General features: G+C 35.9%; 18 protein-coding genes. 8 read left to right on the top strand and 10 right to left on the bottom strand.

The genetic code is table 11. The annotated features are described in order from the left end of the window. Positions 1-137: 137 nt before the first annotated feature. Together galE and FG390_RS04065 are read right to left on the bottom strand one after the other, a co-directional pair. Positions 138-1,130: a UDP-glucose 4-epimerase GalE gene (gene galE, locus FG390_RS04070; RefSeq protein WP_141189760.1), complete on the bottom strand. Its 993-nt coding sequence runs from the start codon at positions 1,128-1,130 to the stop codon at positions 138-140. A 7-nt stretch (positions 1,131-1,137) separates the two neighbouring features. After that, positions 1,138-2,091, bottom strand: coding sequence for a GDP-mannose 4,6-dehydratase (locus FG390_RS04065; protein WP_141189759.1), 954 nt, complete (start codon positions 2,089-2,091; stop codon positions 1,138-1,140). A 199-nt stretch (positions 2,092-2,290) separates the two neighbouring features. Here FG390_RS04065 and FG390_RS04060 point away from each other — a divergent pair, with 199 nt between their 5' ends. Then, entirely contained in the window at positions 2,291-2,887 is a 597-nt protein-coding gene (locus FG390_RS04060) for a protein kinase family protein (RefSeq protein ID WP_141189758.1), read from the top strand. Between the two features lie 99 nt (positions 2,888-2,986). Continuing rightward, a complete protein-coding gene (locus tag FG390_RS04055) occupies positions 2,987-3,955 on the top strand; it encodes a phosphotransferase (protein WP_141189757.1) in 969 nt (322 codons plus the stop codon). Between the two features lie 138 nt (positions 3,956-4,093). Here FG390_RS04055 and FG390_RS04050 read toward each other — a convergent pair whose 3' ends face one another. Genes FG390_RS04050 through FG390_RS04035 form a run of 4 tightly spaced genes read right to left on the bottom strand, consistent with a single transcriptional unit; the run spans position 4,094 to position 8,915 of the window. Further along, entirely contained in the window at positions 4,094-5,287 is a 1,194-nt protein-coding gene (locus FG390_RS04050) for a glycosyltransferase family 2 protein (protein WP_141189756.1), read from the bottom strand. A 35-nt stretch (positions 5,288-5,322) separates the two neighbouring features. Further along, entirely contained in the window at positions 5,323-6,507 is a 1,185-nt protein-coding gene (locus FG390_RS04045) for a glycosyltransferase family 2 protein (protein ID WP_141189755.1), read from the bottom strand. After that, positions 6,508-7,287, bottom strand: coding sequence for a sugar phosphate nucleotidyltransferase (locus FG390_RS04040; RefSeq protein ID WP_181406368.1), 780 nt, complete (start codon positions 7,285-7,287; stop codon positions 6,508-6,510). It lies immediately after the preceding gene. Continuing rightward, positions 7,284-8,915, bottom strand: coding sequence for a glycosyltransferase (locus tag FG390_RS04035; protein ID WP_141189753.1), 1,632 nt, complete (start codon positions 8,913-8,915; stop codon positions 7,284-7,286). Before FG390_RS04035 ends, FG390_RS04040 begins: the two co-directional genes overlap by 4 nt. Positions 8,916-9,182: 267 nt before the next feature. Between FG390_RS04035 and FG390_RS04030 the strand changes: the two genes are divergently transcribed. After that, positions 9,183-9,542: a hypothetical protein gene (locus FG390_RS04030; RefSeq protein ID WP_141189752.1), complete on the top strand. Its 360-nt coding sequence runs from the start codon at positions 9,183-9,185 to the stop codon at positions 9,540-9,542. 232 nt (positions 9,543-9,774) lie between these two features. On the opposite strand, the gene FG390_RS04025 is transcribed toward FG390_RS04030, so the two are convergent. Continuing rightward, the gene (locus FG390_RS04025; RefSeq protein ID WP_219995042.1) at positions 9,775-11,541 is read right to left on the bottom strand and encodes a glycoside hydrolase family 68 protein; all 1,767 of its coding nucleotides are present in this window, start codon (positions 11,539-11,541) and stop codon (positions 9,775-9,777) included. Positions 11,542-11,967: 426 nt separating this feature from the next. Between FG390_RS04025 and FG390_RS04020 the strand changes: the two genes are divergently transcribed. From FG390_RS04020 to FG390_RS04010, 3 genes are all read left to right on the top strand, one after another. Next, the gene (locus FG390_RS04020) at positions 11,968-12,765 is read left to right on the top strand and encodes an N-acetylmuramoyl-L-alanine amidase (RefSeq protein ID WP_141189751.1); all 798 of its coding nucleotides are present in this window, start codon (positions 11,968-11,970) and stop codon (positions 12,763-12,765) included. 254 nt (positions 12,766-13,019) lie between these two features. Continuing rightward, positions 13,020-14,111 carry a branched-chain amino acid aminotransferase gene (locus tag FG390_RS04015; protein WP_141189750.1) on the top strand — a complete coding sequence of 364 codons (1,092 nt, stop codon included), beginning with the start codon at positions 13,020-13,022 and terminating at the stop codon, positions 14,109-14,111. A 188-nt stretch (positions 14,112-14,299) separates the two neighbouring features. Beyond that, the gene (locus FG390_RS04010) at positions 14,300-15,460 is read left to right on the top strand and encodes an aminotransferase A (RefSeq protein ID WP_141189913.1); all 1,161 of its coding nucleotides are present in this window, start codon (positions 14,300-14,302) and stop codon (positions 15,458-15,460) included. 131 nt (positions 15,461-15,591) lie between these two features. On the opposite strand, the gene FG390_RS04005 is transcribed toward FG390_RS04010, so the two are convergent. Continuing rightward, positions 15,592-16,089 (bottom strand): Hsp20/alpha crystallin family protein, encoded by a 498-nt coding sequence (locus tag FG390_RS04005; protein WP_141189749.1) that lies wholly within the window; start codon positions 16,087-16,089, stop codon positions 15,592-15,594. 345 nt (positions 16,090-16,434) lie between these two features. Here FG390_RS04005 and FG390_RS04000 point away from each other — a divergent pair, with 345 nt between their 5' ends. Beyond that, entirely contained in the window at positions 16,435-16,956 is a 522-nt protein-coding gene (locus FG390_RS04000) for a GNAT family N-acetyltransferase (protein WP_141189748.1), read from the top strand. A gap of 98 nt (positions 16,957-17,054) precedes the next feature. Here the strand turns inward: FG390_RS04000 and FG390_RS03995 are convergent, their stop codons facing one another. Together FG390_RS03995 and FG390_RS03990 are read right to left on the bottom strand one after the other, a co-directional pair. After that, complete coding sequence (locus FG390_RS03995) at positions 17,055-18,218, bottom strand: iron-containing alcohol dehydrogenase (RefSeq protein WP_141189747.1); 1,164 nt, start codon at positions 18,216-18,218, stop codon at positions 17,055-17,057. 511 nt (positions 18,219-18,729) lie between these two features. Then, complete coding sequence (locus FG390_RS03990) at positions 18,730-19,995, bottom strand: YeeE/YedE family protein (RefSeq protein ID WP_141189746.1); 1,266 nt, start codon at positions 19,993-19,995, stop codon at positions 18,730-18,732. Positions 19,996-20,303: 308 nt separating this feature from the next. On the opposite strand from FG390_RS03990, the gene FG390_RS03985 reads away from it, so the two are divergent. Next, entirely contained in the window at positions 20,304-20,879 is a 576-nt protein-coding gene (locus FG390_RS03985) for a cysteine hydrolase family protein (protein WP_141189745.1), read from the top strand. Positions 20,880-21,077 lie beyond the last annotated feature (198 nt).

Genomic DNA, 21,077 nt, shown 5'->3' with positions numbered 1-21,077 from the left:
GGTACGAAACGTCTGTATATCAATGGAGATGTATATGTTTCAATTCAAGCGATTCGATGGAATTTGTCAATCTACATAACAAAAGGAAGACGTACATGACGTCTTCCTTAAGCAAAACGCTTTTAGACCTATTAGTATTACTCTTCCGTTTTATACCCTTTTGGAAAAGTTGAATGCCACTTCCATGCTGAATGAATAATGTCCTGAATTGTATATTTTGGTTCCCAATGAAGTTCTTTATGAATTTTACTATAATCACCGACCAATGTATCGGGATCCCCTGGTCTTCGTTTCCTATATTTAGTTTTTGCTTTTTTAGAAGCTTCTTTCTCACAATAGTTTATAATTTCATTGATAGAGTGCCCTTTACCTGTTCCTAAATTATATATTTTATTTGATGGATTATTTGAAAGGAGGTAGTTCAGAGATTTGATGTGCGCAGAAGCAATATCTTTTACATGGATATAGTCTCGAATACAAGTCCCATCAGGGGTAGGATAATCATCTCCATAAATCTCGATGGTTTTATCTTTATCTAAAATTGATTGTATAATATTCGGAATAAGATGGGTTTCGGGAGTGTGATCTTCTCCAATTTTGTGTTCAAAGTCTGAACCTGAAACGTTAAAGAAACGCAAAATAACATAGTTTAAACCTGTCGTTTTAGCCACATCTTGAATAATCGTTTCATTCATTAATTTCGATTTTCCATAAGGATTTATAGGTTTGGTAGGTGTTAATTCATTCATTAATTGAACAGATGGACTTCCATACACAGCGCATGAAGAAGAAAATATAAGTTTATCAACATCGAATTTTTCCATGGCTTGGAGTAAATTTAGCGTTGACACAATATTATTCTGATAGTAATCAAGAGGTTTTAAGACCGACTCACCTACATAACAATACGAGGCTAAATGGATAACAGCATCAATTTTATTTTGACGAAAGACTTCGTGAATATCGGAATATCGAGTTAAGTCTCCATGAATAAATTTAGCTCTTGAGTCAATCGCCCGTTTGTTGCCATTGGATAGATTGTCAAAAATAATTAGCTCATGTCCTAGATCTAATAGCATCCGAGCAACTTGACTACCAACATAACCTGCTCCCCCAGTAACAAGAATCACAATACCACTACTTTCTAAGATTTAATTTGTAGACTTTAATGGTTTCTTTTAAACCTTTCACAAGATCAACTTTTGGTTCCCAATTTAACAATTTTTTTGCTTTTGTTATATCAGGTTGTCTCTGTTTCGGATCATCTTCTGGCAATGGATGGAAGGTGATCTGACTTTTTGTTTGTGTTAGAGAAATGATGATATTAGCTAAATCGATAATTTTAATTTCGTTCGGATTCCCGATATTAATGATTTCTCCGTTTGCTTCATCTTGTTTCATTAATAACTTTAACCCAAGTATGGTATCGGTTACGTAACAAAATGAGCGTGTTTGTGAACCGTCTCCATACACAGTTAAACTTTCGTTATTTAACGCTTGGTTAACGAAATTAGAGATCACTCTGCCATCATCATTGGCCAAACCTGCAGAATACGTATTAAAGATTCTAGCGACCTTGACCTTTGTATTAAATAATGTGTAATAAAGGTAACAATAAACTTCTCCAAGTCTTTTTGATTCATCATAGCAAGCCCTAGGTCCCCATGTATTAACGTTTCCACGGTAATTTTCAATTTGAGGTGTTATTTCCGGATCTCCATATGCTTCACTAGTGCTCGTATAAACCATTTTTGCGTTGTTTTTTTGGGCAAGTTCCAGCATGTTTTTTGTCCCTTGAGTATTGACTTTGATTGTTTCTAATGGGGATGCCTGGTAATACTTTGGTGAAGCAGGTGATGCCAAGTGATAGATTTCATCAATGTCTTGTAATAAGTAATGACTAAGCAATTTGTTTGAGCTTGCATTTGTGTTTATTAAAGAGAAAAGTTTGGATGGGAGATCTTTGATATTTTGATATTTTCCTGAAACAAAATTGTCAATACCTATGACGACATTTCCCTCATTTACGAGATCTTTAGCTAGGTGTGATCCTAAAAAACCAGCCACCCCAGTTATTAGGATTTTTTTCATATGTGAAAACACCTCATTATTCAATTTTTATTAACGTTCTTAATATAATATGAAGGTAAAGAAGATGTGGTATAGGCATATCAACATGAATAAGTGGGTTGTTTCTTTGAAATACCAGAGTTCTTTCTTGAAGAGTAGTTAATCGCCGTGTCTAAAATCTTAGTTAACGAATATAGTAGTCATAAAGGGGTTTAAATACATGGAGGACTTAAAAAAAATTAGTGTCCAAAAAAATAATGACGGTACGGAATTAGACGTTTTCAATCCAACGCCGTATAAATTAATCGGTAAGGGTTTACAAGGGGCCGTATTTAAGGTATCTGATGATCGTTGCGTCAAGGTATATGTTGATGAAAAATATTGTACGATGGAAAGAAATGCACTAGAAGCAGGGCAAAACTCGAATATTGTACCTCATATGTTCGAAGTAGGTCCAAACTATATTGTGATGGAATATATTAATGGAGAATCATTAAGAGATTATCTTGAGAAATACACCACTTTTCCTTATAGCATGACGAAACGCATTTTATCTTTATTTCACCAAATGGAAAAAGTAGGATATAAAAGGATTGATGCCAATCTTCGCCATATTTACGTTGTAAATGGAGGATTAAAGGTCATAGATCATGTTAATTCGCTCTCGATTAACCGTACTGCCCCTATAAAATTTTTAAAAGGGTTACGTAAGAGAAGGTTGATGGGATCGTTTCTTGAACAAGTGAAAGAATTGGATTATGAACGCTATTCCAAATGGAAGAAAGCTTTGCGTGAACATTATGGGATAGAGTACTAGATTTTTGTATTTCTTTAAAATCCCCACTTCAGTTCCTAAATTTCCTTCGGTTAGAAGTGGGGTTTACTAATTGTTAATACAGGTTAAAGAAGGGATTATATGTCTAACCAGCAAATTATAACAAAGGATAAATATGGACAGCCAATTTTACTAGAAGATATTCAAAAGGTTTGTAATGAATATAATCTAGGCAGAATTAAGCAGAAAATTAGTTTGCTTGGAGGATCTACTAATACAAATATCTACCTTGAAACACTAAAAGGAAAGTTTGTTTTAAGATATATTACGTTTCCTGTTTCAAAAGAGCGCATCTTCTATATAGAAGACACTGTAAAGTGTTTGAAAAAAGTTAATTTACCCGTACAAAGCACAATCAGGAATAAAATGGGTGATTGCTATTTTATTGACAAAAATAGAATGGTCCAAGTCTTCCCATTTATTGAAGGTTCAAAGTTTAGTTTTCTTCCCAATCAAATAAAATCTTTTGGAAAAACACTGAGTCAATTTCATCATACGCTTTCTGACCGTATTCAAGGACCACAACCAGGTTATAAAAATCATCCATCTGAAGAAAACTTAGAAAAAAAACTAAAAAATCTATATAAGAAGCGTAACAGGATCTCTAAAACGGCTTTGAGTCGCGTAGAATCTTTGTACTATCATGTGAATCAACAATGGGCGAAAGAAAGCATCGACCATCTTCCACAATCAATCATCCATGACGACTGGCATCCTTGGAATCTCATATATGACAATCAAGAACAAGTGTCATGTATTCTTGATCTGGATGGAATCCAACGTGAAATACGTCTATACGATGTGGCCTATGGTTTATATCATATTTATATGAATGCTTCTAGTCATGACAAGAAGGCATATGCAGACCTGTTTGTTGAAGGCTATAGTGACTTAATCTTTGAAGAGAAAAAGTTATTGCCTTTATTTGTCGCTAAAGTTGGCTTATTCTTTGTTATGAAATCTGCTTCAAATATTGAGAAACAATTAACAGACAATGAATCCTTTATTCAATTTTTAATCAGTGAAAAAGGAAAAGATTTTTTCGAATAACGATCAAAAAATAGAACATATACGGCATAGAATGATAAAAACCTGACTTGGGCTAAGAAGTTTCAGTCAGGTTTTCTTTATTTTTAAATAGGAATCGATAAATGACAGACCTCAAGTTAAGAATAGGTCAATAAAAAACTATAAGAGGTGCTCAATAGTATTAAACGCTTTAATAAAGTTTTGATAATGACCAAGAGAATTAATATGATCTCTTTCAGATAATAGTTTTTGTTTCCATTGTTTTGGATCTTTCAGATTTAGTTCGTACAATAAGTTTGATATTGTTTTATCCTTAGAACAGAGGAACGCTATTTTTTGAAGAATCATATGAAACCCATTCTTAAAATGTGCAAAGTCATCAGGATAGTCCTGAGTAAGTTGCTTATGTTGTCGTACGACAAGATTTTCTTCTATCATATCAATTTCTTCAAGTAGAACTAATATGTGGACAGAAATTTCAAAGGTGTTGTATTTTTCTTGGTATCGATAAAAATTTTTCATTAAGTCGTGGTAAATGTTTACATAATTTATGGGATGCTCTTGATGATAGGCAGATACGTTAGGATAATAGCGAAATTTAGCTCCGGCGAGATAAAGCCGATAGCCAAGTTCTGTGTCTTCAAATCCCCATCCTTTAAAACTTTCTTCAAAACCACCAATTTTATCAAGTAATGATCTTGGAATTGAAACAAATCCACTAAGAAATGTGGTCCATGGAAGATGATATCCACTCAATTGTTCCCCAAAATGCTTTAGTATTTGTGGAAAGTAAGGTGCTTCATGAGCCAAAAGTTGATATTTTTGAGCCTGAATATCTTGTTGTGATAGTAGTTGGACGATATTTCCTTTATTGAGCTGAAGTTCTTTACTTGATAGGTTTAAGTTCTTGTCTTTTAATATGTTTTCTATTTTGAGCTTTGTCACGGGGTCGAATTCAGGAAAGATACAAGTATAGACACTTTTATAATAAAAGGTACCTAATACAACCTGATTTTCTTCAGTTTGGTGATGGTTATAGTGATTTTGTACAAAATCTGGATCAACAATCATCTCGGCATCCAATAAAATAATGATCTTCCCTAATGAACTTTCAATACCAATGTTTCTTGATATTGACCGACCAAAATTTTTATCATTACGCAGATATTTAAAAAGAAATGGAGGTGTGAACTGGTTTAAAATACATGGTGTTTCGTCAGTTGAACCATCATCAATAAATATAACTTCCATTTTAGAAGGATCAAAGCTTTGATTTTGTAAAGAGTAAAGGGTTAATAGATTTTGTGGATATCGATTATATGATGGAATAATCACACTTACATCTATCTCCATGAAGAACACTCCATTCTGTAAGGATTAGCTCATTTTTACAAAGAAGTTAAATCGTCGAAAGCTTTAACTAAATTAGGATATGCTTCAAGTGATTTAATCGTATCTTGTTCGGTTAAAATAGTTTGTAATTGTTGTTCTAATCCAGAAAGGGTTGTTAAGTTTTTTACTGGTTCTCCATCTTTCATTAAATCTAACGCTGTGTTTAATAGGGCTCGTATGGAGTATCGATAAGAAGAGAACTGATTAGGGTACTTCACTTTAAGAGTTTTAAATTCTTTTAAAATATAATGAACATCGAGCCGATCGTACAAGCCCAACAAGATGAATACAATGGCAAGAACATCGATTGATTTGTGTTTTTTTTGAAACAGCCAAAAATTAGTTAATGATGATTCCCAGTTAGAATCATTAGATATAGGATGTTCTTGATGGTAACCTGCAATATCTCTTCGATAGGCAAAGGTAGCTCCGTATTGATAAAGTCTGAAACCAAGTTCCCAATCTTCAAAACCCCATCCTCTAAATGATTCATCAAAATATCCACTCAATTGAAGCAATGATTTTCTTACCGATACGTTTGCTGTTACAAATGCCATCCATGGTGTTTGAAACTGCTTTAAGTCTTCTCCAAATAGTTCAATTGTTTTTTTGTCTAATTCTGATTGAGAAAAAAATGAGAGTTTCCGAAAAGCCTGTGAATGGAGATCGTTTTTATCGATCAACTGTACGGGACGTCTTGTTTCAATAAAGGTGTTGAATTTTTTCATATATATTGGTGATTGATTTATGAGATCCTCTAATTGAGCTAATTGATTTGAATTTAGTTCCGGAAATGCAAAGGAGTAGAGCGTGTGAAAACCCAGTTCACCTGTTAGAACACCATTAGGATGAGTTTGGTGATAGGTGTAATGTTTTTCGACAAAATCAGGGTTAACAATCATTTCAGCATCTAGGAAAATGATAATTTTGCCTTTTGCCTTTTTAATTCCAAGGTTTCTTGCTTTTGATCTTCCTTTGTTTGACGTGCGTATATATTGAAATGAGAAGGGTGGATAATACATTTTGAGAATATTTTTTGTTTCATCTGTTGAACCATCATCTATGAAAATAACTTCCATTTTACTTGGATCAAAAGTTTGGATTGCTAAAGAATCCAAGGCCAGTAAGTTTAGAGGATATCGATTATAGGATGGAATAATCACACTTACCTCAGTACCCATTTATACTCCTCCAGTTTTATTCATTTTTTCAATAGCCTTTGACAGATCTTCAGTTGTTCCGGTATCTAAATACGATTCGCCCTTAACGGCATAGATCCGAAATCCTTCCTTCATGGCAGTCGAGAAAACATCTCCTAAGACGAGTTCGTTTGTATCGGTATAATTTTTAACGTAATCAGAAAGGAATTTTTGAAATTTAGATGTCCAAGCTGCTATTCCCCAGGCATAGTCTGTTTCAGGTTTTACTTTAGGTTTATCGATTATATCAACGACTTGGAAGTCTGTTTTCTTTTCTTTTAAAGTAGTCATTCCTAACTTGTGCCAAGCCTTTGTAGGGAATACACCTAAAATAATATCTGCATTAGGTTTATCTTTTATCTTTTGAATTAACGATTTATAGAGAGAGTCGGGTTTAAACAATGTGTCTGGCATTCCAAACGTTATTAAGTAGTCTTCTTGCTTTGGCAGCCAAGGTGTTGCTTGAGCAAGTGCGTGGACCATTCCATTGCTTTTGGATTGGATTAAATATGAAAAATTCATCCCAAAGCGTTGACCATCTAAATAGTAGGATAAAATATCTGTTTTAGACGAATTAATGATAAAAAAAACATCTTTAACATTTGCTAGTTTCATAGATTCGACTAAATATTGTGAAACTGGACAAGGTCTTAAAGATCCTCGATATTTTTGATAACCAATAGGGAACATTTCCTTTGAAAAGGCGAGTGGTGATAATCTTGTACCTAACCCTGCTGCGGGTATAACTCCAAATGTTTTCAATATTCGTTCTCCCTTATATTTAGAATAGAAATAAGCTTCATAAGAAAATCAGTAAGTGATTTTAAATTTGAATCGTCTTGTAGGCGAGCGACATCCCAAATGAATTCTTGTGGCACAGGATAATGTATTCCTTTGTGATAGTTAAAAAGTAAATCATAACAATTTTGCTCAAATGATCCGGATACGAGTTTTTCGTTTATCACGTATCGGATTAACTGTAAAACGTGACTTTTTTCAATTGGCTCTATAAAGTCTATACGATAATACATAATTGGATTTATTTCCTGATGTTTATCTATAATGTAATGAATGTTCTGCTGACTTTCATGAGCTTGAAATTTGGAACGAGGATGTTCTTGATGATAATTTTTAATCGAAGTATCTACAATCCCTTTTAATCCGTCTTTCCAAAGACGGTATCCCATCTCTTCGTCTTCTCCTCCATATCCTTGGAAGTGTTCATCGAACATACCGATCTTTTTTAAATGTCTCGATTTTACAGAGCAATTCATTATGATGAAATACATCCAAGGGAATTCAAATCCAGAAAGTTCACTGTCATATTGATTGACAAATAACTCATACCATCCAGAAAAATCTTGTTTTGATGAATGAGCAAAGAGTTGACCCGTCAAAATATCTTGTGGGTTTATTGAAGGTATATAAGTTCCTTCTTGCTCTGAGAAATTTTCATGTATTTTATTCCAAAAAGAACCGCAAACAAATATTTTGTCATATTTTTCATGAAGGGTTACATGTTTTGTAATAAAGTTTGGTTCAGCAATCATATCACTATCACTAAAAATGATAATTTCACCTGTTGAAGCCTCAATACCTCGATTTCTTGCACATGATCTTCCGGAATTATTTGGGAGACGAATATATTTTAAGGAATAATTCGTTTGTATTTGACTGATAGCAGCCATTGTTTGATCTGTAGATCCATCATCCACCACAATGACTTCAAAGGATTCTTTTGGAAAATCCTGATATAAATAAGACCTTAAGGCTAACAAAAGTCTTTCCTTAGCGTTATAAGATGATAGGATGATGCTTACCTTTTTTCGATAAGGTTGATGGAAATCAGAGCGTGCTTTTTTATTCATTGTATCTTCAGAAGGATGATGCGGTTTATACTCTAGATCGTTTTGATCGGATTTCTTATCTAACATAACTTCAGGTTCATCAATGAAAGATGCAGGTGGCAAAAGGATCTTTTTAAGAGTTGAACTCTGTCTAATATAAGAGTCAAAACGGTTGCTGATTTTGGATTGAGAAATTTCCTTTTTATCTTGATTAGTTTTCTTTTCCTGAGAATGGGTCGTTTGATTATTTGAACTCAATTCACTCTTAAATGTCGCTTCATTTGTTTGAGTGGAACATGGCGTAGAAGAAGACTTGTTATAAAGAAGAGATGCAGAATTTAACTCTAGAGCGATAACATCCTGATAGTTTAAATGAACCGTGCGTTTATTTAAGTCGAAACCAATTAAACAATGATGATTAAACTTAGAGAAAGTCATCATCAACGACCGATTAGAACCTTTTAGAAAAACGTTCAATTTATCTCCAGGCACTAACTTCATAACGGTATTATATATAGAAAAACGATTTTCTTCGTGTGCCATAGGTTTCGCCCGCCTTTATTGCAAGATTACTATACATTATTATAGTTAGCGCTTTTTTGTATAGGCTATTTGTACAAAAATTTCTATCTAAGGAAATTAAAAAGGTTGTAACCTAATACAGGTATACAGTTAGTGAATTTGAATTTGTCATATGGTTTAAAGGCAAAAGAATATAATAATTTTAAAAATAGGGCATTGGCGGATTCATCAATAAGGTTAGGTTAATATACATATATTGATGATCATTTTAGAAGGAGATGTCCAAAAATGTCAGATTTGACGAGGGAAACGACCAATCTGTTTAATGAATTGACAAGTAAGAAAATTAGAAAAAAAACAAATTCCTGCGTGGGATGTATATGTGATACGTTAAGCAAAGCAAAAACTAAAGAGAAATTTATTCTTATATTAAAAGGTACCTCTGTACCACTTTCATTAAATGAAGAAGACGAATTAACTGGAGGGACAATTCTTACACTTGAGAAATTTAAACATGAAGATGGTTGTGCTGTGTTTACATTCCATCAATCAAGTGATAAAACGAAGTATCCTCATCTCGTACAAAAAAAATTTATCATTGACTGTCATTGTATTTGTGGATTAGTCTTTGTAGAAAGAGATAAATGATTGTTGAATAATTATGAACTATGTGATACAGATCAATAATCAATGTAAAAAAGATGACTATCTTGTAAAATTGAGTCATCTTTTTTATCTATTATTTTTCTTGTTTAGGCTGTGTTGTAACTAAGTTTTCTCCCTTAATAAGGACTTCTTTGCCTTTATAAGGGAGATACTTAGTATTATAAGATGCGAGCTATAGAACTAAACTGTTTTAAAAAAAATAAATGATTTTCCTTTATATTGAACTATATTGTTTCTTTTTATGCTGTTTCTTTTGTTTTTGTTGTTTTTTTCTATGCTTTTGTTTTTGTTTGTTTTTAAATGATTTTTTTGGATCGTAATCATATTTTTTATGGTGTTTCTTATTATGATAATCCTTATTCCTATCTAGGTGTTTGTTAGGGCATTTTGGACTTTCTGTTTCGGAAACCGTCATCAATCCAAATGCTAGTTCGTTAACAATCCGAGTTCTGGTTCCTAAGACTTCTAATTGAAGGGTTGGAGCTAGTGTACCGCCAAAGTGAGCGAATTGGAATTCAGGCGGAAGTAAACCAACTTCCTCAATCGGAATACCTTGTAAGTTAAAATTATCAATAAAGCTAAGCACAGTGAAATCAGGAAGAACGAGCCAAGAATAAGCTTGAAATGGTTCTTGCGGAGGGTTGGTAACGACAAGGCCACTGCCATTTAAAGGAACATAATTGCCACGAAGGCGACTCGCAACAAAACCATATAAACCATCTGGACCTGGACCAGGCATAAGACCAGGGGCGAAAGTAAATCTGTGACTATCGGTAAATAGGTAGTAACGTCCACCGCTGACAACCATATGAGGCCGTTCTGTTTGTTGGTTTACACATGGTGCTTGAAGTAAAGCAGGGAGCAGCTGCCATTCAGTGTAATTATTATTACGAAGAAGAGCGATGCCAATATTTCCTGTATATAAACTGGCTTCAGGTGGAACTCCTGGACCACAATTTATTTCTCCTGGTAAACCACCGATGTTGCCTTCAAATAACAAGTATTCACACCCCGTGGCTGGATCCTTAAAGAAGAATGGATCACGAAAGGCATAGATGATACCTCCGCCTTGCGATTGCTGCAAGGTTTGGTACAATACACCCTCGGGTTCAAGGATAACTCGATGAGGCCCAAAGTTAGTAAAAATGACCCCGTCTAAATTGGAAACGACGTTGGCTGTTGCTAGTACAATACGTTGTTCAAAAGTGAGCTGGGTTTCACCACGTCTTCCTGTTGCTGTGTAGAAGAAATTAACTCTTCCATTTTCTACGAATGCCGATCCTGCCCATTCACGGGAACCAGGTGAAGCTCCCTCTGGAAATACAGTTCCGCCTTCAATCCAATCAACGCCATTTCGAGAATAAAAGTAACCAATTCTTGCGACGTCATGACGTTTTCCAGGTAATACACTTTTTGGTGCAGTTAACGCAAAAAGAACTCGCCATCCTCCTGGAAGAACAGCTATTGATCCATCCTTTTCTGTTAATGGCCACATATCCCAAATCCAGACATCTGGTGAGATTCGTGGAAAAGGCTCGTTAATGACATTGGTCGTATTTTCAGGTGTGATTCGAATCATTTCGGCTTGTTCTCTTGTCCAATTGGAAGGAACAGCATTAATATGCTCACTTAAACAGCGGTTAAAGTCTTTTACAGGGTTGTAATTACAGAATCTTTCGATATCTTTATTGGTAAAGGTTCTAAATATAGTCAGTTGGTTACCTGAGCCAATTGCACTCGGAAAGTTTCGGTTGGGCGCTCCTCCTGGGATAGGGGAAATTGAAGGGGTCGATCCAGGGATGCTTTGAGTAATAGGGAATGTCTGATTGATTCTTACATCAGATAATTTGGAAGATTTAGAATGAGAGTGTTTATTCCTCGATGTTCTTAGACTACTGCGCATGGGTGTTTTTAGGCTGCCATAACATCCACAATCATCATCATGTTTAGTTTTGCCGTACTTAGTATGATATGTTGACAAATATAATCCATCCTTTCTTCAATATGTTTTTTGAACTTTAACTAAGTTCTCTAGTATCATATGTTCTCTACTAAAAGAGGTATAGACGAACGATCTGATGAAATCATTGAAATTTAATGCATATTATGGAAAATAATTAAATCTCAAAGTAATTTCTTTTAAATCACTAGAGGGTAAGTCTGTTTGCTATTAGATAGAAGTGGTTAGAAATTATTGATAGTTAACGAAATATTCAAAGTTAAATGGCAATGAGGTGAACGTTATAACTTGAGTTATTTTTTTATCGTGGGATTTTGATAAAATTTAAATAAACCGCATATTTTTTAATTATTCTTCTCACGTGGCACAATCGTACAAGCTATTTTCAAATATAATTTCATAAACTAATAGTAAGACAAACTATTCCCAAAAGGAGAGGATATGTCGATGGCATTAAAATTATATTTAGATCCAGGTCATGGCGGGAAGGACACAGGTGCTAGTGGCCATGGATTACAAGAAAAAAACTTAACTCTACAAATTGCGCTTCGATTACGAGACATCCTGGAGAGGGAGTATACGGGACATTCTATAAAAATGAGTCGAACGACGGATACCTATAGGGCGCTTAGCCAGCGAACGAATGAAGCCAATAGCTGGGGAGCCAAGTTCTTTCTAAGCATCCACATTAACGCGGGTGGAGGAACAGGTTATGAAGACTACGTTTATCCTGGGACAGGAAGCCCAACGACAACTTACCAAAATATCATACATCAAGCCGTGATAGGAACCACTCGTTTTATAGATAGAGGAATGAAAACAGCCAATTATCATGTCTTGCGTGAATCATACATGCCAGCCCTTCTGACAGAGAATGGTTTTATTGATAATGACTCCGATGCAAATAAACTTAAAGAATCCAACTTTATTGAAAAAATCGCCCGAGGTCATGTCAATGGTCTCGTTAAAGCTTTTCATCTTTCTAGCAAAAAGGGAGCAAATAAAGGAAAAGCTTCAGCAAGGACTTCATCAAGGAGATCAAATGACGGATCCTTTAGAGTTCGAGTGAAAGTACAAGACCTTTATTATTACAATAAACCTGATTGGAATTCAAAAGTAGGACTAGTTCATAAAGGTGAAGTATTTACGGTTGTTAAAACCTTAAGGGTCAACGAATCCAAAATGTATAAGCTCAAAAGCGGCAATTTTCTCACTGCGAATCCAAATTATGTAGAAATTTTATAACGTTCTAATCGTGTAGACGTCAGATTGAACCGCGTTTATGAATAAAGCTTCTATTCATAAGCGTGTTTTTTTGACGTTTTTTTAACCAGACTTGGCATGGCCTTCAAATTGGATACAACCCTATTGAGAAACGATTCATTGCCAAAACTCTTCATTTTCTTCACAAAATAGTGACAATATTCGAAAGATGTCTAGAAGTTTTTTGTTGGTCTTGCTATAATGTATGTTAATCATTGAAGACCTAAGGAGATGTCATGATGAGTAAAAAAATAGAGATCACTTTGACGACACAAAAGAAAGATAAACCAGACTATAACAAACTAGGATTTGGCAGATACTTTACGGATCACATGTTTGTGATGGATTATCATACGGATAAAGGGTGGTACGATCCAAGAATTGTCCCTTATGAGCCGATTTCCTTAAGCCCATCCTCCATGGTATTTCACTATGGTCAAGCTGTATTTGAAGGTATGAAGGCTTATCGTACGGAGAAAGGCCAAGTTCTTTTATTCCGTCCTGATAAAAACCTTAGTCGCCTAAATACATCAAACGAACGATTAGACATACCAGCCGTCGATGAAACGTTTGTGATTGATGCCATTAAGAAATTAATTACGGTCGACAAAGAATGGGTTCCAACAGCAGAAGGACAGTCTCTTTACATTAGACCCTTCATCATTGCTACAGAACCTTACTTGGGAGTTAGACCTTCTTCTGAATATAAATTGATTGTGATCTTATCTCCTGTAGGTTCTTATTATGGAGATCAATTAAAACCCGTTAAAATCTACGTTGAAGATGACTATGTTCGCTCAGTCAAAGGCGGCGTTGGTTTTACAAAAACTTCAGGGAACTATGCTGCCAGTTTGAAAGCCCAAACAGAAGCAGAAAAAGTCGGCTATGCCCAAGTTCTCTGGCTAGATGGTGTTGAGAAAAAATACGTTGAAGAAGTAGGCAGTATGAACATCTTCTTTAAAATTGACGGTGAAGTCGTTACTCCTGCGTTGAACGGAAGTATTCTTGCAGGTGTGACACGTGATTCCGTTATTAACTTATTGAAACACTGGGGTGTTCCAGTTTCAGAAAAGAAAATTGCCATCGAAGACATCTACGAAGCATCTAAAGCTGGCAAACTTGAAGAAGTTTTTGGAACAGGAACAGCGGCCGTTATCTCACCGGTTGGCGAATTGAAATGGGAAGATCATGTGATGAACGTGAATAAGGGTGAGATTGGAACGATCTCTCAAAAACTCTATGATGCCATTACAGGTATTCAAAGCGGTAAAATAAAAGATGAATTTGGCTGGACAACAGACGTTGAAGAACTAGCAACAATAAAATAAAATATAATCATCTTATTAGTGAACCCGTATAAGAAAATGACCCTATCTGTGACCTAGAGGTAACCTCAATGGATGCATAGATGGGGTCCAATTTTTTTAAAAGACAACACCACCGCAAGACGAAGTCATGATAAAATAAAGGTAAAAAAGAAAAGAAACAGAAGAGAAAAGGGCAAAGGATGATCACATTGGAACACCTCGTGAATGAAAATGTTAAAGCAGTTCAAGTTAGTGGTATTAGACGATTTACTCAGCTCATGGCTAAGTATCCAGATGTCCTATCTCTTACGATTGGACAACCTGATTTTGAAACACCAGAACATGTCAAAGAAGCAGCCAAAGCAGCCATCGATCATAATCATACAGCATATACCGCCATGGAAGGCGTGCCGGAACTTCGCGAAGCTATCTCACAGTTTGCCTTAAAGAAATACCATCTTCATTATGACCCAGAATCTGAAATAATTGCAACGATTGGGGCAACTGAAGCGCTAGATATCACGTTTCGTACTTTTTTAAGTCCTGGAGACGAAGTGATTATTCCTGCACCGGCTTATCCAGGCTATGCGGGGCCGATTGAACTATGTGGTGGGGTTCCTGTATATGTTGATACAACTCATACCGATTTTAAAATTACAAGTGAACAAATAAAAAAACATCTATCTGATCGGACGAAAATGGTGGTCATTCCTTATCCATGTAATCCAACAGGATGTGTTTTAACAAAAGAAGAACTCGATGATCTTGTGAGTGTCTTAAAAGATGAAGATGTGATTGTTCTCTCTGATGAAATTTACAGTGAACTTACATATGGGATAAAACATCTATCGATTGCAGAATACCCTGTTATGAAAAAGAAAACAGTCGTGATAAACGGCTTATCAAAATCCCATGCCATGACAGGCTGGCGAATGGGGTATATTTTATCTGATAAAGATTTAATTAAACACATCATTAAATCACATCAATACGCGGTGACATGTATTTCAAGTATTACGCAGTATGCGGCTATTGAAGCTTTAACAAATGGAATTAATGATGCCGAACCAATGCGGCAGTCATATGAAAAAAGATTAGACTATGTACTTGAACGATTGAAAAATATGGGTATCGACACCGTTCGTCCGCAAGGGGCCTTTTATGTTTTTCCTTCAATTAAAAAATTCAATTTGACCTCTTTTGAATTTGCTCATCAATTACTTGAAAAAGAACATGTCGGGGTGATACCTGGAGATGCGTTTTCTCCAATTGGAGAAGGTTATATTCGAATATCGTATGCTTATTCACTAGAACAATTACAAGAAGGATTGGATCGTCTTGAACGATTTATTCAAACTTTAGAAAAATAAAGTGATACTTCCCTACAGATTATTAGCTAAACCAATTGGACAAGTTGTCCTGTGAATCTTAGAGATAGAGACCTGCTCTGCTATAGTTTAACGGGATAAAGACTAGAGGGATTAGGTAAACCTAATGCCCTCTAGTCTTCAATTGACAATGTATTATTCGTTTTTGGATATTTCGGTCCTCTAATTTGAAGCTTTCCATTTTTGAACGTCGCTTTCGTCCGTTGTTTAACAATGGTATAAGGTAAATATATTGTTCGAGAAGATTGCTGCATGCGTCTTTCATGATAATAATAATGCTCGGCATCATGATTGGCGTTTGTTTCTTCTTTTTGTACAACTGAAATTCGGAGGTGATCTCCTAACATTTCAATATGGATATTCTGACGCTCAACACCTGGAAGATCTGCATCAACCACCCACTCAGACTCCGTTTCATAAACATCTACAGGAAAAGAATAACCTTGCAATGAAGAACTTTGAAAAAATGAATCAATGGAATCCAAAATACCACGATAAGACTCACTTTTAAAGAACTCATCCATTTGGCCAAGGAGTCCGTGACCAAAATTGAATGGTTTTGGCGGAAGTTTTCTTAATTTATTTTCAGGTTCTTTATTTTGTTCATCCATGATCCTTTTACTCCTTTTTAAAAATAGTGCTCGGACATACAAAATAGCCCGCTCCACTAATAATTTATGACTTTCTATTAAGGCTTGTGACACCAAATGTAATTGAAATAAAAAAATAAAAAGAAGAAACAGATGGATGAATCATTGGATGCAAAAAACGACGAAAAGAGGGATTAAACATCTAAATAAAAGGGTACAAATACGCATAAGGCTGTATGTTTTTAGAAAAAGTGTACCAAACTAATGATAATATTTGTGAGCGCGTCTAACCTTATGTTATGATAAACTTTCATTGTTTTGTGATAGTTATCACAATCTTATCTTAAAATGGAGGGTCAATAGAGAATGACAATGCATAAAGCCAAATTATCAGAATCAGAGGCGATCTTTTCCATGTACGAACAAGCTGTAAAAATCATGAAAGACCAAGGAATTGATCAATGGGATGAAAAATATCCAAGTCATGATCAATTAGTTGAAGATATAGAGAATGAAGAATTATACGTTTATACTGAGGACGACACATACTTGGCTGCGATCGTACTGAATGAAGATCATGATAAAGAAACCGAAAAGATCCCATGGAACTATACCGACGGTCCCTCGTTAATTATTCACCGGCTTGTTGTTCATCCGGAAGCAAGAGGGAAAGGACTTGCAAAAAAACTCTTAGCCTTTGCTGAAGATTTTGCACACGAACATGGATACAACCAAATTCGGTTAGATACATATAAAATCAATGTCGGGGCTGTAAAACTTTATGAAAAAACAGGCTATGAATTGCGTGGAGAAATGGACTTAGGAAAAGAACATCCATTTGTTTGCTTTGAAAAGAATATGAAGGTCGCGAGTAAAGCAGGGAAGTAATATTAATATTTAAAGCCACAAGCCAAAAAGTAAAAAATTTGGCATGTGGCTTTTTATAAGGCAGCGGACAGCCGCTACCTTTTCAAATGATCCATTTATTAGAGAGACGCTGTTAAAATCGAGACAACATCTTCTTTATTTAACTTTTTGAATTGGCCAAATTCACCATTAATCACGGACTTATCCGCCATCAGATCAATTTTATCATCACCAATTTCATAATCTTTAAGTGCACTTGGAGCACCTATACGATTCCAAAACTCGCGAAGTTTTGCAATTCCTTCAAGAGCAACATCACGATCGGATTTTCCTGAAGGATCAACATCAAATACACGAACAGCGAGCTGTTTGAATCGATCCACATTTACGTCTAAGTTGTGTTTCATCCAATTTGGGAAGATGATAGCAAGCCCACCGCCATGTGGAATGTCATAGACGGCTGAAACAGAGTGTTCAATATTATGAGTAGCCCAATCACCTTGGTAACCCATTGACACCATACCGTTAAGCGCCATTGTTCCGCAATAAAGAATGGTTTCTCGTAAGTCGTAATTCTCTAAGTCGTTAACCAGTTTTGGTCCTTCTTCCATCACGGTTCTTAAAATGGACTCACAGAAACGATCTTGAAGTGGGGTATGTTTAGCTGGATGGAAATAGTGTTCAAAGACGTGAGACATCATATCGACAATACCATAAATCGTTTGATTTTTCGGTACTGTGAACGTATTGACGGGGTCTAAAATAGAGAATTGAGGATAAGTCACAGGGCTACCCCAACCATATTTTTCATTTGTTTCCCAATTGGTAATGACAGAACCAGCATTCATTTCAGAACCTGTTGCTGCAAGGGTGAGAATAGTACCAAATGGTAAGGCTTCCGTTACTTGATGTTTTTTCGTGACAAAATCCCAAGGGTCTCCGTCATATTTGGCACCTGCAGCAATGGCTTTAGTACAATCAATCACGCTTCCTCCACCAACAGCAAGCAAGAACTCGATGCCTTCTTTTTTACAAATGTCGACGCCTCTTTTTACCGTGGTTAATCTTGGATTAGGTTCAACACCAGAGAGCTCAAAGAGTTCAACATTTATACTATTTAATAAACCAATCACCTGATCGTAGAGACCAGACCGTTTAATACTTCCTCCGCCATAAACGAGTAATATTTTTTTCCCGTAATCTGGAATGAGGCTTTTTAATTGTTCCACTTGACCTTTGCCAAAAATTAATTTTGTTGGATTATAAAACGTGAAATTTTCCATTATATCACCTCATATGTAATTGAATTTAGTGAAGCTATATTTAGAATGGCATAAAACGGCTTCACAGGTCAAATTGCGTGCCTGTTGTTCCGTAATCTACTGTCACCACCCGGAATTAGTAAATGGTATGAAGTCGCTCAATTACGTTTGAGGTAGCTCAATTAAGGTTCAAAGTCGCTCAATTAAGCTTGAGGTAGCTCAATTAAGGTTCAAAGTGGCTCAATTATGTTTGAGGTAGCTCAATTAAGGTTCGAAGTCGCTCAATTAAGCTTGAGGTAGCTCAATTAAGGTTCAAAGTCGCTCAATTACGTTTGAGGTAGCTCAATTAAGGTTCAAAGTGGCTCAATTATGTTTGAGGTAGCTCAATTAAGGTTCGAAGTCGCTCAATTCCGTCCTTAAGTCGTTCGATCAAGTTTCGAAGTAGCACTATCATTCCAGTCGACCCTTAACCTTATAAGAAAAAAGAGCCATACCTTCATCAATGTAAGGTATAGCTCCTATTTTTCAGATGTTAACAAAAATGGTCGCTTGATTTCGGGACGGACATGCCAAACAATGGGCGTAAGTACAATGCCACATAGGTACCAAGCATGGCCATGATCGCCCAAACGTAGCCATGAAGGCTGAATGAAGCGATTCCGCTGAAATAGGCACCGATATTACATCCGAAGCCAAGGCGGGCGCCGTATCCCATCAATAATCCGCCAATAATCGCAGCGGCTAATCGTTTAGCTGGGATTTTTTTGAGTACGAATAGTCCGCCAAGAGTTGAGGCAACAAAGGCACCAATGATCAAGCCAAAGTCCATCACGCTTGTTCCATCAGTGAAAACAGATTGATGGAGGGCAGCAGCTTTTGGTCCTGACCAATACGCCCAATTTTCCACATTAATTCCTAAGGCACTAGCAGCTTTAGAACCCCATAAAGCAAAACCAGAGGTGATGCCCCATGGGCTTCCTTTGACAAATAATGTAGCCGCATTAAGCACTGCAAGAACAACAGCAGCCGTTAAAAGAGGCCATGAACCTCTGAAGATCCGCTTCCAGCCTGTAGTTGTTGGTAGAGACGCCATTTTTGGCGCTTTCCTTCTTTTCTCAACGACAAACGTCATCCAAGTAATAAAACCAAAAATGATCATTTGAAGCACCCAACCGCCTAACCAGCCGAGTCCCGTACTTGTTGCTAAAGAAAAGGGTTTAAAGGATGGCATTTGATTAATCCAAAAGTCAAAATGCCAAGCACCAATGACGGAACCAACAATAAATGCGATTAAAGTAAAAAACATTTCCGTACGTCCGCCACCGACAGCGTACAAGGTACCTGATGCACAACCGCCGCCAAGCTGCATCCCAATACCAAAAAGAAAAGATCCAACAATGAGACTTGTGCCGACAGGATCTAAGTTAGGTGTCGGTTTTGCTCCAAATAGAGTGGTATTTACAGAAAAAATAATGGCGAATAATGTACTAGCAACCGCAAGCATCAGCATATGAGCTCGGATCGCTTCTCCATTTCCGACAGATGTGAATCGTCTGAACGCAGATGTAAAACCGAATCTTGCGTGAAAAAGAGTAACGCCTAATAGCAATCCTATCCACAAAAGGATGCCCTGCTTAATTCCCCCAATTGAAATGCTGGCAATACTTAGGATGATAGCTATAATCACAGCGCTTATAACAAGCCAAGTTTGAGGAGAACCAAGAGGTACGATTTGCGATTTGACTTTTTTATTTACATTGTCTTTTGACAAAGCAGTAGAAGCTGATGATGAAGACATGTATTACACCTCTTATTCCTATAAAATTAGTGTGCATTAATTATATTAATACATTTAAACTAGAAAATAAAGTCAAAAAGACCATAGGGTTTATTTACCATAAAATATGTGCTAAAACTGCCCTTTTAAAAACAATGTCATCTTCCAACTCCCAAATAATTAAGGGTGTTTTTGTGAAACTGGCCACAGCTCTTTAGAAAAACCCCAAGTTTAACCCAATTTTTTATAAACAGTCAGAATGAAATAAATGAGATAAGGATATAGCTATTAAAAGTTATAAGAAGGAATGATAGAGATGATGAATCATTATGAAAGATAAACAATTAAATCAATCCGTCGCCCTTTTAATTATTGATATGATGAACAACATGGACTTTCCAGAAGCGGATCTTCTCATTCATGAGCTCAAATATAAAATACATAATATGGTTGAATTAAAACAGCGTTGTAAACAAGAACACATTCCCATCATTTATATCAATGATCATTACGATCTTTGGAAATCGGATGTTCATGCCATTGTATCTAAAGCTATGAAGGGAAAGGCTAAAGATATTATCAAGCCACTGGTCCCAGATGATGACGATTACTTTGTCTTCAAACCAAAACATTCTGGTTTTTTTGCAACGCCACTTGAACCGTTGCTTATGCATTTAGGTGTAGAAACACTGATCCTCATGGGTGTTGCTGGGAATATCTGTGTTTTATTCACAGCTAATGATGCTTATATGCGAGACTATAAGCTTTTCATCCCCCAAGATTGCTGTGCTTCCAATGTGAAGGAAGACAATGATTATGCTTTAAAAATGATGAAAAATGTCTTGAAAGCGAACATATCTCCTCAAAAAGAATTAAATCTTAAAAATAAAGAAAAAGGCATTTAATAAAGAAAACTTGCCGATTGGCGAGCCAAAGGCGAAGACAGAGGCTTAGTTGCACTTATACTGATAACCAAAATATACAAATAAAAATCAGTATAAAGAAAACTTGCCGATTGCGGGGCCAAAGGCGAAGACAGAGGCCTAGTTGCACTTATACTTTCTTAAAGTGTAAAAAAGAACAAATCTTATTTGAAAGTTAAC

Source organism: Terrilactibacillus laevilacticus (assembly GCF_006517395.1).
Lineage (GTDB): Bacteria > Bacillota > Bacilli > Bacillales > Sporolactobacillaceae > Terrilactibacillus > Terrilactibacillus laevilacticus.
The sequence above is the reverse complement of the archived record's forward strand: the minus strand, read 5'-3'. Positions and strand labels throughout refer to the sequence as shown.